12 protein-coding genes and 2 pseudogenes are annotated in these 13,601 nt (G+C 41.9%); 4 read left to right on the top strand and 10 right to left on the bottom strand.

Annotation, left to right across the window (positions count from 1 at the left end):
* Positions 1 to 42: 42 nt before the first annotated feature.
* On the top strand, positions 43 to 507 hold the full coding sequence (locus JMY03_RS10700) for an outer membrane protein assembly factor BamE (RefSeq protein ID WP_201603607.1): 465 nt from the start codon (positions 43 to 45) through the stop codon (positions 505 to 507).
* A 247-nt stretch (positions 508 to 754) separates the two neighbouring features.
* Here JMY03_RS10700 and JMY03_RS10695 read toward each other — a convergent pair.
* Positions 755 to 1,410 (bottom strand): annotated as a pseudogene (locus JMY03_RS10695) (IS1595 family transposase).
* 271 nt (positions 1,411 to 1,681) lie between these two features.
* Here JMY03_RS10695 and JMY03_RS13450 point away from each other — a divergent pair.
* The 3 genes and pseudogenes from JMY03_RS13450 (at position 1,682) to JMY03_RS10685 (ending at position 2,740) form a co-directional block, all read left to right on the top strand.
* Positions 1,682 to 1,810, top strand: a complete 129-nt coding sequence (locus JMY03_RS13450) for a transposase (RefSeq protein WP_201603606.1) — start codon at positions 1,682 to 1,684, stop codon at positions 1,808 to 1,810.
* Between the two features lie 53 nt (positions 1,811 to 1,863).
* Positions 1,864 to 1,968, top strand: a pseudogene (locus JMY03_RS13495) (transposase); the annotation flags it as partial.
* Positions 1,967 to 2,740 (top strand): IS3 family transposase, encoded by a 774-nt coding sequence (locus JMY03_RS10685; protein ID WP_201603660.1) that lies wholly within the window; start codon positions 1,967 to 1,969, stop codon positions 2,738 to 2,740. The pseudogene JMY03_RS13495 and the gene JMY03_RS10685, both read left to right, overlap by 2 nt.
* Here the strand turns inward: JMY03_RS10685 and JMY03_RS10680 are convergent.
* The 9 genes from JMY03_RS10680 to glpK form a co-directional block, all read right to left on the bottom strand.
* Positions 2,718 to 3,476 (bottom strand): IS5 family transposase, encoded by a 759-nt coding sequence (locus tag JMY03_RS10680; RefSeq protein ID WP_192529359.1) that lies wholly within the window; start codon positions 3,474 to 3,476, stop codon positions 2,718 to 2,720. The two genes, JMY03_RS10685 and JMY03_RS10680, sit on opposite strands and share 23 nt — an antisense overlap.
* A 450-nt stretch (positions 3,477 to 3,926) precedes the next feature.
* Positions 3,927 to 5,609: an NAD-dependent malic enzyme gene (locus tag JMY03_RS10675; RefSeq protein ID WP_201603605.1), complete on the bottom strand. Its 1,683-nt coding sequence runs from the start codon at positions 5,607 to 5,609 to the stop codon at positions 3,927 to 3,929.
* Positions 5,610 to 5,751: 142 nt separating this feature from the next.
* A complete protein-coding gene (locus JMY03_RS10670; protein WP_201603604.1) occupies positions 5,752 to 6,399 on the bottom strand; it encodes a glutathione S-transferase in 648 nt (215 codons plus the stop codon).
* A gap of 83 nt (positions 6,400 to 6,482) precedes the next feature.
* Complete coding sequence (gene arfB, locus JMY03_RS10665; RefSeq protein ID WP_201556872.1) at positions 6,483 to 6,896, bottom strand: alternative ribosome rescue aminoacyl-tRNA hydrolase ArfB; 414 nt, start codon at positions 6,894 to 6,896, stop codon at positions 6,483 to 6,485.
* Positions 6,897 to 7,107: 211 nt separating this feature from the next.
* Complete coding sequence (locus tag JMY03_RS10660) at positions 7,108 to 7,800, bottom strand: TetR/AcrR family transcriptional regulator (RefSeq protein ID WP_025645546.1); 693 nt, start codon at positions 7,798 to 7,800, stop codon at positions 7,108 to 7,110.
* A 213-nt stretch (positions 7,801 to 8,013) separates the two neighbouring features.
* Positions 8,014 to 9,036: an endonuclease/exonuclease/phosphatase family protein gene (locus JMY03_RS10655; RefSeq protein WP_201603603.1), complete on the bottom strand. Its 1,023-nt coding sequence runs from the start codon at positions 9,034 to 9,036 to the stop codon at positions 8,014 to 8,016.
* A gap of 304 nt (positions 9,037 to 9,340) precedes the next feature.
* The gene (locus tag JMY03_RS10650) at positions 9,341 to 10,708 is read right to left on the bottom strand and encodes a sodium:solute symporter family transporter (protein WP_201603602.1); all 1,368 of its coding nucleotides are present in this window, start codon (positions 10,706 to 10,708) and stop codon (positions 9,341 to 9,343) included.
* 184 nt (positions 10,709 to 10,892) lie between these two features.
* Positions 10,893 to 11,444 (bottom strand): hypothetical protein, encoded by a 552-nt coding sequence (locus JMY03_RS10645; protein ID WP_201603658.1) that lies wholly within the window; start codon positions 11,442 to 11,444, stop codon positions 10,893 to 10,895.
* A 499-nt stretch (positions 11,445 to 11,943) separates the two neighbouring features.
* Positions 11,944 to 13,530 (bottom strand): glycerol kinase GlpK, encoded by a 1,587-nt coding sequence (gene glpK, locus JMY03_RS10640; RefSeq protein ID WP_201603601.1) that lies wholly within the window; start codon positions 13,528 to 13,530, stop codon positions 11,944 to 11,946.
* Positions 13,531 to 13,601: the final 71 nt, after the last annotated feature.

Here is a 13,601-nt window from a genome sequence, read left to right as displayed (position 1 = left end):
GACGCTGTCAATTTACCCATAAAATATATTTAGGAATGTGTAATGAAAAAATCTGTATATCGTTATGGCTTATTGGCAACGACCGCTTTACTATTTACGGTAACTGGCTGCAGCCAAAAAAATATCTTACCAACTTGGCATTTGACGCCTGGTGCTCAGCATGGCTCTGTTGATTCTGATGACTTGGTCTTTCCTGATCCAAACAAAGCATGGCAAAAAGGCGGTACCATTGTCAATCATAATGATGTTGCCAAGATTAGAGTAGGAACTACTAAAGATGAGATTTACAAACTCATCGGCACCCCTCATTTTAGTGAAGGCTTCAATGCTCGCGAATGGGATTACATTCTCAAATTTTACAATACCGATAGTGGAGTAGAGGTTTGCCAGTATAAAATTATCTTCGATGACAGTTATGAAGGCAGAATGCGCGACGACGAATTCTTTGCAACTGAATTCTATTGGCTGCCTGCATCCTGCGGTAAATATTCGGAATTTGCGCGTTAACTAAAAAACCTAACGTTATAACATTAACCAAGATAAGGTTTGTCATTATCATTGTTAATACTGCCTTCCAAGCTAGGATCATAGTTTGGAAGGCTTTTTTATGGTTTTTTGGTTGCTTTAGTAAAGTTTAGCGGATTTATTTGAAAAGTTAGACACACAGCTTTTCAATCTTATTTGCAGATGGTGTTTCACAATCTTATCCGCATCCTTTGAATACTATTTTTATTGGGGCTGTAGTAGATAAGGATTAAATATCACACCATTTTCTCAAGGTTTTCAGCTGATTAGATGGTGAGCCATAGTTAAACCTAAACTCGCACTCTTTTAAAAACAAATGGAAATGCTTCTTATCAATTCCATTATATTTTCTGAGCGTTCGTTTAGACTGATTCCAAAAGTTCTCAATGCCATTGATGTGATTGTTTTTACCACAAGTAAACTCTTTAGAGTGATTGACTCTGAAATGTTTGAATTCGCTCACATCTAATGCATTATAACTTCGATAGCTATCAGTATAAACAAAGCTGTCAGGCTTGATTTTACGCTTGATGACAGGCATTAGGGTAGTCTGTTTGGTGTCTGCTACGACAATGGTATACACCTTACCGTTTCGTTTTAGAATACCAAATACAGCGGTTTTACCAGCAGCCCCGCGACCTCTTTTGCCTTTGCGTACACCGCCAAAGTAACTTTCATCTAATTCGACTTTTCCATCAAAAAGCTCATCAGCTTCTAATGAGAGATGGTAATCTATCACAAGTCTTATTTTATGATAAAAAGTGCAGCAGTATTAGGCTGAATATCAAGCAAATCTGCGGCTGTTCTAGCAGTCACTTCAGCTGTGAAAAACTCTAACAGCCTTCGCTGCAATTTTTTACTTAGTTTACAACGGGTTATCTTCATAAAAATAGTCTAGCATAGTGCTTATCTACTACAGCCCCTTTTTATTTATAAACAATATGATTTCCTGATTAATAATGCTCTTTAGATAATCATTATTCCTGGGTAGTCCTAAAAATACAGACACTGTATACGAATACAAATAACAGTAGAGCAGCCTAAATAATAAGATAAACAAAGATATTTTTTACAAGGAGTAGTCTTGCAACTATCCCCTAAACTAACACAGCTCAAACGTAGAATTTCTTATAACATACCCATAAGGAGTTTTGATATGAGCAAACGAATGACTGAGACCCAAATAGTATCCATATTAAAAGAAGCAGAAGCTAGGATACCTGCTAAAGAGCTGTGCCGTAAATACGGTATTGCTAGCTCGACTTTCTATAATGAGGAACGTTAAAAAACCGTCTGGGAGACTGTTTTAGTGACGCAAGACGGAGCGATAGCCAAGTTAAATCTAAGTACGGTGGTATGGAAGCCTCTGACGTGAAGCGACTAAAAGAGCTAGAAAAGAAAACCGCAGACTCAAACAGATGTATGCTGATTTAAGCCTCAAATCGCAAATGCAGGAAGATATCATAAAAAAGCTATAGCGCCTGCCCTCGAGCGCAAAGTCTGGGCGCAAGAGTTACAGGCGCAGTATGATGTCAGCATTGCAGTGAGTTGTCAGGTGGTCTGCATGAGTCGAACCGCTTACTACTATAAGCCTAAGCTATCTGATGATAGTGAGATTATTGATGTCTTAAATGAGCTTACTGACAAGCACAATCGTTGGGGCTTCCCAAAGTGCTTTAAGCGTATACGTAAGCTTGGCTATCAATGGAATCATAAGCGAGTACACCGTGTTTATACAGCGTTAAACTTAAACCTACGCCGTAAGTCTAAAAGACGGCTACCAACACGTCATCCTCAGCCGTTAAGGGCCCTAAGTGTATTAAGGCATACATGGTCTATGGATTTCAAGAGTGACAGACTACATAATAAGATTCGCTTTCGAACCTTTAATGTGATTGATGATTATAACCGTGAAGTGCTAGGTATTGATATTGGTACCAGTATCCCCTCACTCCGAGTGATTCGCTACCTTGATCAGCTAGACGAGTGGCATGGCTATCCTAAGCAAATTCGCGTGGATAACGGCAGTGAATTTACCTCGCATATATTCACTGATTGGGCGTCGGCTCACGGTATCTACATTGATTATATTGAGCCTGGTTGTCCTTATCAGAATGCTTATATTGAAAGATTTAATCGCAGTTATCGCAATGAGGTTTTAAACTGTTATTTATTTAGGGTGTGTATAGAATTCAAATCAGGGGCAACCAGATAAAGACACAAGCGAGCATTACCGCCGCTGCATAGCTATCTTTGAGCTTATCATATCGCGTGGCAATGCCCCTAAAATGTTTCAATCTAGCAAAAGCGTTTTCTACCAAATGACGGCAACGATACAAATACCAATCTAGTGTGTCGTTACAGCTTTTAGAGTTCGACTTAACAGGTATGACTGACTGAGCACAGTGCGTGAAGATACACTCTCTAATATCGCTACTATCGTAGCCCCTGTCTGCAATCACCGCTTTAGTCTGGTTATTAATCGTGCTAAATATCAACGCCTTTGCCATCTTAGAGTCATGTACTTGCCCACCTGACAGCTCAACATGTATAGGGTTGCCACAAGCATCGACCACTAAGTGCAGTTTGCTGCTATTACCTGCAACGCTTTTACCAATGGCCTCATCAAGATGACTGGCTGCGCCTGTACTATGCTGATGAGCTTTGACCACGCTACCGTCTATAAATAACCATTCACTATCATAGTTTGCTGTGACTATCTTCATGAGCTTTTGCCATTTACCGGTTTTACGCCAGTAACGGTATTGATGATATATGCTAGACCAATGACCAAAATAAGAAGGTAAGTCTCGCCATGGACAGCCTACTCGTATGCGGTACAACATGCCTTCAACGGTACGTCTTAGATTGGGCTTGTTATATACGTTAATTTGTCGCAATATAATAAATAGCTTGTGCCAATGTTCATCGTTGAGCTTGGTGCGAGCCATAAGTGACGCCTTGTTTCTTTGTTGTGGTAAACATTAGAGTAAGGCGTTGCTTATTTTTTTCAATGTTTTCTCAATTCTATACAGCCCCTAATATAGCCACAAGAAAACGCTGTATTAACAATAAATAACAATAGTATTTTAGGTCAAACTCTTTACCATGTTGATTGATCGCTGAGTATATCACCAACTCATTTGTTGGTATAATCGTTGGTATAACCAAAACTATTTTTAATAAATAACATGTAAATCAAAAACTTATTGATTAAATATGGTTGATACTGGGCCCACCAAATTCAAACCCTTACAGGCATTGGCTTGTAAGGGGTTTTTGTTGTTTAAAAAGCTCAAGTTATTATTATCATCCAAGCTAATAATATATAAGTAATTATCATTAATGAGCTGACTACTATTTTTGATAATAATCAGCTTATCTCTTTATATTTTATAGCCCTAAAAAGAAGTACGGCGATAATTACGATACTCAGGTAACCAAAAATTTGCTTCTAATCGACGTTGTAGGTTTTCTGCCGTGACTGGCAGGGCAAGCTTATCTTCAACAGCTTGCATTGCCACAGCATGAGCTATTTTTTCACTAATCTCTTTAATGACGTTGATGGGCGGTAATATAGCACCGGGTGCTTTTTTGTATTCCATAGATATATCTGCTAGGGCCTGGCTTGCGGCCATGAGCATATTATCGCTGATCCCTGTTGCCCGTGCTACCAAGACCCCCAAGCCTATACCTGGGAATATATAGCTATTATTACATTGTGACACTTCAAAAGACTGACCATTATAAGTGGTATTGGCAAAAGGACTACCCGTAGCAATGATTGCGCGTCCGTCGCTCCAGTTTGTCACTTCTTGCGGTGTGGCTTCAACGCGAGACGTTGGGTTTGACAGCGGTAGCACAATAGGATGTTCTGTGTTGGCACATAAAGACTCAATAATCTCTTGGGTAAACAGACCTTTTTGCCCGCTAACCCCAAACAATACCGTTATCTTTGCTTGTTTAACCACTTGTAAAAGCCCAAGTTTCTGACTCTTATCCCAGTGCTGCATATCTGCTTCTTTTTGCACTAGTGGCACTTGGAACGCTTGTAGCTCTGTCATGTTATCGGTGAGTAGGCCATAACGATCCACCATAAATACCTGTCTGCGTGCCTGCGCCTCACTTAAGCCTTCACGCTGCATTTGGCGAATAATATGCTCTGCAATACCGCAGCCTGCCGATCCTGCACCCAAAAACGCTATGTTCTGCTCACTGAGTTTTTGGCCTTTGTTTAAGCATGCTGCGATCAATGTACCGACTGAAACCGCAGCCGTACCCTGAATATCATCATTAAAGCAGCATAATTGATCGCGATATTTATTTAATAGTGGCGTGGCGTTTTCTTGTGCAAAATCTTCAAATTGTAAGAGCACCTCTGGCCAGCGCCGCTTAACGGCTTGAATAAATAAATCGACAAATTCATTGTATTCCTCACCAGAGATGCGCGGATTTCTCCAGCCCATGTACATAGGGTCATCAAGCAGCTGCTGATTATTGGTACCGACATCTAATAATACGGGTAGACAGTAAGCAGGGCTGATACCGCCGCACGCAGTGTATAAAGATAGTTTACCAATGGGAATGCCCATACCGCCAATGCCTTGATCGCCTAGGCCTAATATACGCTCACCGTCAGTGACTACGATCACTTTTACCTTTTGTTTAGTGGCGTTTTGTAGCATATCATCGATTTTATGACGCTCGGGATAAGAGATAAATATACCGCGCTTTCGGCGATAAATCTGCGAAAACTTCTCGCAAGCTTGCCCAACCGTTGGGGTATAGATGAGCGGCATAACCTCTTCAATATGTTGGTCAATCAAATGATGAAATAAGGTCTCATTGGTATCTTGAATGTTGCGTAAGTAAATATGCTTATCCATGTCGTCAGTGAATGAGCGAAGTTGATGATAAGCGCGCAAAGATTGCTCTTCAATCGTCTCGATGGTATGAGGCAATAATCCGGTTAAATTAAAGCTATCACGTTCTTCTGGTGAAAAGGCGCTACCCTTATTTAGTAAAGGGGTTTCTAATAGCGCAGGACCTGCAAAGGGAATATATAACGGACGTTGGTTTGGCATAGTAAAGTCTTCTAGTTAAAAGCGTATCGCTAAAGGAATGTTCTATTGTCTCATTATACAGAGCATTGGCTTGTACTTGGCAATAGGCGACAAATTCATTGTCTATAATGTAATTTTAAACTGGCTGGATGATATATCTACTTTAATTAGGAAATATGATTACCTCGTCGCCTTCTTGCCAAGGATCGAACTTCGTCATAGCTTGCTTAAATAGCGGATGTTCTAGCCAGTCCTGTAACCAACTTTGCAGCTTTGGGTATGGCAAGCCATAAAAAACGTCGCGGTCTACGTGAGCGAATTGGCGTACAAAAGGCATAACACCAATATCAGCGATACTGATGCTATCACCTAGCAAATAAGCATTTTTATTTAGCAAAGTCTCTAAACTCTGTAAGAATACCTCGCCTCGCTCTTGATACTCAGCCTGACTCATCTCAGGATAACGGTCTGCATACTTGTAGTGATCAAGCCAGTGTTTAAACTCATGATCATTTTTGTCGAGTAAGTCATTTGCCTGTTTGATAAGCTTAGCATCGAGCAGTCCTTGTTTGTCATTCTGTTCAAGCGCCCATATCATGATTTCTCGGCTTTCTTCAATTACCCTGCCCTCAGGCAGCTGCAAGACGGGTACTGTGCCTTTCGGACTAATCGCTAACATTTGGCTTGGTTTGTTTTTTAGCACGATCTCTCGTAGCTCAACTGGTAATTCAGCAAATAATAAAGCAAGGCGCGCCCGCATCGCATAAGGGCAGCGACGAAACGAATATAAACGCGGAAGTAATGAGGTCATAGAAGGGTCTCACAATATAATTAAAATTTTATAATTAAAGTTTATGGATGCAACAACAGTGGTGAGAAAAATTAAAGCCTTAGCTAGTAATCAACCTTACCCCTTAACGCTTTGACTTTACCTCGCTGAGTCTTGTTATCTACTCGCTTACGTTTGGCATTACGGCTTGGTTTCGTTGCTTTTCGAGTTTTATTTACATAAGTGGCTTGCTTGATAAAGGCCTGTAGACGCTCGATGGCGTCTATTTTATTACGCTCTTGGGTTCGATATTGCTGGGCTTTGAGCACAAATATGCCGTCTTTATTAATGCGACTATCTTTACTGGTTAACAGGCGTGTTTTGTGTAGATCGCTCAGGCTTGAGGCTCTGATATCGAAGCGCAGATGAATAGCAGAGGCGACTTTATTGACGTTTTGACCCCCTGCACCTTGAGCGCGTATAGCATTAATCTCTACTTCATTGTCGTTCAAAGTGATATTATTGGTAATAAAAATCATAATATTCAGTCATAGTTCTCATTGCAGTTTTTAGATTGGCTCTCTTGGCTAAGAAGGTTTATTATCCATGATAGCCTTAGCAATAATAAATTCAATAGACGATGTGGCTAGTTTTGTTTTAATGCTGTTCTTACAGAGATCACTTAACGCATAAACCGCAAAAAGCCGACATTGAGTCGGCTTTATTGTCATTAAACTTCAGCGGTAGCTTTTATGCCTCTTTACGAGGCAAGTTTTCGGGAAGATAGCAGCGCAGATAAGCAATTGACGCCGTTCCCGCTTCTTGCACATAGTGCTCAGTGATACTGGCATGACGGCGATAAGATAAGGTAAATATCGCATTGATAATGCCATAAGTCACTAATAAGATCTCTTTTATGTTGTCAAAATCAGGCATCTCATAACGCTCAGATAAGCGCTTGTGAACCAGTTCGATGACCTGATGATCCATATCCTCACCAAAACTATCCCCCTCAAAATCAGGAGTGTTGGTGTCATATATCAGCTTCGCTTTAGTCTCGTCATCATGAAAAATCTCAACACAGCGCTTGACAAGTGCAATCAGGTAGCCCTGCCATCTATCATAATCTTCGGTCTCAACGGTCGCTAATATCTCTAAGATATCAATCGCATTCAAGAACCTTAAGGCCAAAAATATCGCTTCAATATTAGGAAAGAAGTGATATGCAGAAGCGCGCGGGATACCTGCTTCTTCGCATACCGCAGCTAAGGTGATATCATTGATAGGCATGGTTTCGCTAAGCTTTTTAGCACCCATCAGTAACTTTTGACGGCGAGCACGGCCTTGCTGACTGGTAAACTTAAATTTATTTGGTACCAGTTTCTTGGCCAACTCTGAGTCTACTAACACATCTTCGATTTTGTCGTCTTTTTGTCCACTCATTATAAACCTCTTAATGTTAGCCTTATTGCCATAACTTGTTTTCATCAAATTATCAGCCCTAAATCAAGTACTGATATGGTCTTTAATAATAGACAATATGATAGCTATTATTATCGTTAGCAAATAATGTATTGCATCACAACCATTTAACTTTTAGTCGGCAAAATCAGGCATTGTCTTAAACCACAATGTAATAGCTAATGAGATATAGCATCAGCCATGAATGTTTATTTTCGCTCGTATAATACCATGATCAGTGACTCTATCAGCATAATCCCATTTTAAGTGATCGTTGAAATAATCTACTCGCTCGACGTGACCGAGAGCGAATTTACTCTCGGGCAAAAACTCTTCTGAGACAAATAACTGATCGATAACCTCTGGCATACCCTGGTAGATATGAGTATATGCCACATCCTTCATCCAACCATAGCGTGCTTGCACGCGAGCTGCATCGAATAATGATACATCGCGCATACTTTTATCATAATTTACCTCTCCTGTCTCTGTCATCAACTGAGTAGTCACGCTGCCAGTGACATCATTCATGTCGCCAAGCAGTATCAAAGGCTCTCGCGTATGCTTTAAGCGCTCTATAATCGTCATTCTTATAGATGCTGCTTCCGCCGCGCGCATACACAGACTACGCAGTTTGGCGCGAACCCGAATGTTAGGGTCATCCATATCCTCTAACAAATTGCCATCATCATCACGTAAGAAAAAAGCACGTTTACTTTTTAGATGAGCGGTGATAATCGTAATAGGCTGACCATAAGCCTCGACTTTAACCAACAATGGCGGACGTTTAAACTGACGATAAGGGCCAATGTCTGGAATATCAATTGTCGCTTCATCGACAACGGTTTCTAGCAAGCTTGTCTCTATCGCCTCAAAGCGGCTAATAATACCTACCGCTGGCGTCCCTATGGCTCCTCTGCCTTGGGTATAGGGGCTTGATTGCTCATTACTGGCTAAAGGAATAATGACATCCTTAGCCTCAAACCCTAATGACATTGCCAACGACTCAACTGCCCTGCTATCCCAAGCTTCTTGCACAGCGATGATATCAGCATGAGCGTTGGATAGTAGGCTACTTAGTCCGTTCAATTTATGCTCGTAAGCCTTATTGGTATAAGCTGGTGCGTTTTCATAAAAGATACGATTGGGATTGGCAAAATTAAGTAAATTAGCAGTGGCAATATAAAAACTATTATTACTGGCGGTATCTTGACTCATAAACAACCTATTATTTTTATTATGTATAAAAAAGAGTATAAACAGTGAAGATGTGAGCAGCCTAATAGATGAATGTATGATAAAACGTATCAGCTATGCCACTTGTCTAGGCGCTGTAGTTTTCACAAGGTAAACTAAACTCAACCGTTAAACTGTCTTAACATAGCATAAGTCGCTCACCTTAGTGTTGAACACGTGTTCAAAAAGTATGTTTGCTTTATTACTAAACGATATTACAACACTTTTAAGGACCGTCTTTGCAACTCTCATTCGCAAATATAGCTCAGGCATGTTGTATGATTATTTACGGTTTTGATGCATCCTTTTTACGAGCAACTACAAAAGATAAGCAACCGAGTAATGACGCGACAACACAGAGTATTAATAGCTTGACGTATTTGTGCTCTACACCAAAAAGCGGGGTCATTAATGTAACATAACCCGCGTTTTCTAGCATATAAATGACGCCGGCTAGCAAAGCTGAAGCGAAGCTAATGACGAGCGCCCAAGGCTTAACCTGCCAATTAGACCAAATACTAAAAAATACAACCGGCGCTAAGAATAGCGAAGCCGTACCACTGATAGCGACGGCGTCAAATAAGTCCTTGCTGCCGGTAGCAATAAACCCTAAGCCTACCAGCAAAAAGCCGATCATGACCAATCTGCCGTTTCTAACTGTCGGCTTAATAAGTTTCATATCGACAGCGACGAGTTTTGCGGCACTCGCATAAGTTGAGTCGAGCGTAGAGATCGCGGAAACGATTAACGCAAAACAAAATAACAGCATCACCGCTGGCGAAAATAAAGTGTTCAGTGTTTGCGTGACCTCAGTAGCACCGCCAGCATTATTTAACTGAGCAAACACACCAAGCAGACCAAATAGCATAATGCAAATCATGGAGATAGGCGCGGCATAATAAAATGACTTTTTGGTGGTGCTACGATCTGCTAGAAAACCGCGGTCCGTCATCACTGGATCATGGGCCGGGTAACTCCAAACTTGAATAAAAGCAACGATCAGTAATATCCAGCCTTTATTATCGGCGGTGTTGGAAGAGCTGACAATATCGGTAAAAGAGAATAGCGGGTGCATAAACATAGCGATAGCTAGCACTGCGATTGCTACGATAGTCAGCGAGGCTTGCATAACATCAGTCTTGAGCGCCGTATGTAAGCCGCCGATTGAAGAATAGATTAAGGTAGCAATGGCAATAAACACTATTAAGTAGCTCTCATTAAAGCCCACAAACAAGGTCGTAATAAAGCCAAACACTAATAAATTACTAAATATCTCGCTCACCAACCGAAAGCTAATCACGGCATTAAAACAGTGCTCGCCGGTTTTACCGAATTTGTCATACATAAAGGTTTGCATGTTATGAAAGCCATGCTTGAAACGTAGGCTATCGACAATATGCGCGCCAGTGACAAAGCTAAAATAATACATCGCATAAGCTAAAGCGCCGGCAATACCATAAAAAAAGCCCAATATAGCGGCATTCATCAGTGAGCGGGCAAAAATCCAAGTCGTAACTTGAGAGAGTACGAGGGTCCAAAGGCCTGGCGCTTGTCCTTGTCGCGACTTACCTTGATAGAAGCTTGCGACATCAGCAGACAGCTCAGAGGCGCTTAGCATAGGTTTATTTGATGAAGGGTCGTTAGTAACAGCCATTTGCGTTCTTTATAAAGGTTGTGATAGATAATCTCAGAATAACATAACTTTGTAATCGCTTTACGCCAAAAGTATAAGCGTAAAAAAAAGCTTCTAGAACAACTCTAGAAGCTTTTATTTTTATCTTTGCCTGTTTAGAAATTAGGTAAAGATACTTTTACTGTCCTATTCACTAATGCAGCTATTATCTACTTACACGGTTCCAAGCATCACGTGAGGCTAGACGCGCTTCTTCCCACTGCATACGCGACTCACCTTTGACCTCTTCCCAAGAGCGCTTTAGGTCACTTTCGTGATCTTCGAAACGAGCATCAGCGGGATACTTAGCGCGATTAGCATAACCGACTGCATAAGCAGGATTTAGATCACGGTCAAAGTCATGACCCTCTTTATAATAGCTTGCATTCACATGCTCAGCACGCCAGTAAGCTTCTTCATGAGTCGGGTTAATCGCTTCAGCTGAAGCATGACCTGCACCGCCACCTACGACTGCACCGATAGCGCCACCGATTAGGGTGCCTAGTGGGCCTGCCATCGAACCGATAGCCGCACCAGCTGCTGCGCCGCCAACGCCGCCAATACCAGTACCTACTGGATGCGAGCCTGGCTCACCAGTGATCATGTCAGCGTTTAGGTCGTCTTTTGTCTCTTTTGACATGTGTTTGACTTCACTACGATCAATATTATCAGGATCGTTAGTGACCACTTTTCTATCGACCACTTCTTGGTCTGCCATACGGCGAGCATTGTCATCTATGATACGCTGCTTATCGCCGCCAACCATGTTGTCATCAGTGATAATGCGGTCATTAGCATCAATGACATTACCTTGAGCGTCTACTCTTGGCTCATTATTAATTATATTATCAGTCTTATTGTTATTCATCGTTTAATCCTTTAATTAATTGTTATAAATTTAGAGTTCTCAAATGAGGGTTGAATAAGAGCTTAACTTCTTCAGTTTCGGCACTGATTCAACACTAATGTAGCGCTGAACAAGCTAAATCAAAGAAAACTGAAGTGGCTAAGTCCACTTCATGTCCTCTTTAGTAAACAACCTCATTACTATTTAAGTATAAAATCATCTGCGTGGTAGTAGCTACACCGGATATGTAAGCTATGTCAACGCCAATATTAGCTTACGTTACAGCATGTATCCTGCCAGCAGGTTTGCACCGTTTAATAGCCTTTTGAGTATCTATCAATAAAACCTTTATAAAACTGTCATCAAAAAATCAAAGTTGAGTCAGCGCGCGCGTCATGGCATCCTGCCATTTACCTAGATACGTTTGACGATTTGTTTCTGACATCGTTGGCTCAAAACTACGCTCCACTTTCCAAGACTCTATCATCGTATTATCATCATATAGTCCAGATTTTAGTCCCGCTAGTAGCGCCGCACCTTTAGCGGTAATCTCCGTATCCATGGGACGTAGTACCGGTACACCAAGCAAGTCAGCTTGAAACTGCATTAACAAATCATTATTAGCGGCGCCGCCATCAACCCGCAATTCAGTCAAAGGATGAGGGCTGTCTTTTTGCATAGCAATCAATACATCATAAGTCTGATAAGCGATAGCTTCTAATGCTGCGCGGGCGATATGGGCCTTGGTAGTGCCGCGGCTCATACCGGTGATGCTAGCACTGACATCTGAGCGCCAATACGGTGCACCAAGCCCGGTGAATGCTGGCAATAGTACCACCTCTTCGCTGCTATCGACCTGCTGAGCCAAGCGCTCGACATCCCTACTTTCGCTGATCATGCCAAGATTATCTCGCAGCCACTGCACGATAGCGCCTGCCATAAAGACACTACCCTCTAACGCGTAAGTGGTTTGTTTTTTTGGGATTTGTAATAGCCGCCGACCCGACTCTACCATTTGACCAAAGGTGAGTTGCTCAGCGCGGCTTTGTACAGCGGTCTTTTGCCAAGCAATGGTGGTGAGCAGTTGCTGCTCGCTGAGCTTAGGGGTCTCGCCTATATTCATCAGCATAAAACAGCCGGTACCATAAGTGTTTTTTGCCATGCCAGGCTCAAGGCAGCCTTGACCAAATAAAGCCGCTTGCTGATCGCCTAATACCGCCTGAATAGCGATCTGTTTGGCAAATAAGCCTTTTTTGGTCTTGCCAAAGTCGCCATCAGAAGGTAGGACTTTTGGCAGTATCGACATAGGTATATCAAAGCGCGCACACAGCTCACTCGACCAGGCCAGTTTATTAATATCGTATAGTAAGGTGCGAGATGCATTGGTCACATCGATGACGTGCTCACCACCGGTCAACTGATAGATAAGCCAGCTGTCAATAGTACCAATCGCCAGCTCTTCGGTTTTGTTGGCATCGATGCGCGCCTTAATATCTGGGTTGTTTTCTAATAACCAAGCGATTTTACTGGCACTAAAGTAAGGGTCTAAGCGTAAGCCTGTGACGCTACGTATCTCTTGGGCGACGCTGCGCTGATGCGAGACGGTTTTTTTGGCTAGCGTCTCACAATAGCTAGCGGTACGCCTATCTTGCCAAATGATCGCTGGGGCAAGCGGCTTGCCTGTGGTTTTATCCCAAACCACAATGGACTCGCGCTGATTGGTAATGGCGATACTGGTGATATCTGTCGCTAATAACCCCGCTTGATTAATAGCATCATGAGCACAGCTGATTTGTGTCTGCCATATCTGCTGAGCATCCTGCTCGACAAAACCGGCTTTCGGGGTGATAAGCTGAGTCGGCTTCTGCACTATTTTGACAGTATTGGCTTGGTCATCGTATATAATGGCGCGGCTAGAAGTCGTGCCTTGATCCAAAGCTAAAATATACCCTGCCATTCCCTACTCCTTAAAGTTATCATTATTTTCTATACTATCGACTATAGCATTATTTACAATTGCGCATTTTT

Origin of the sequence: Psychrobacter submarinus (assembly GCF_904846685.1) — a bacterium.
In the GTDB taxonomy this organism is placed as follows: Bacteria; Pseudomonadota; Gammaproteobacteria; order Pseudomonadales; family Moraxellaceae; genus Psychrobacter; species Psychrobacter submarinus.
Note: the sequence above shows the minus strand (reverse complement) of the source record. Positions and strands in the feature narration are given on the sequence as shown.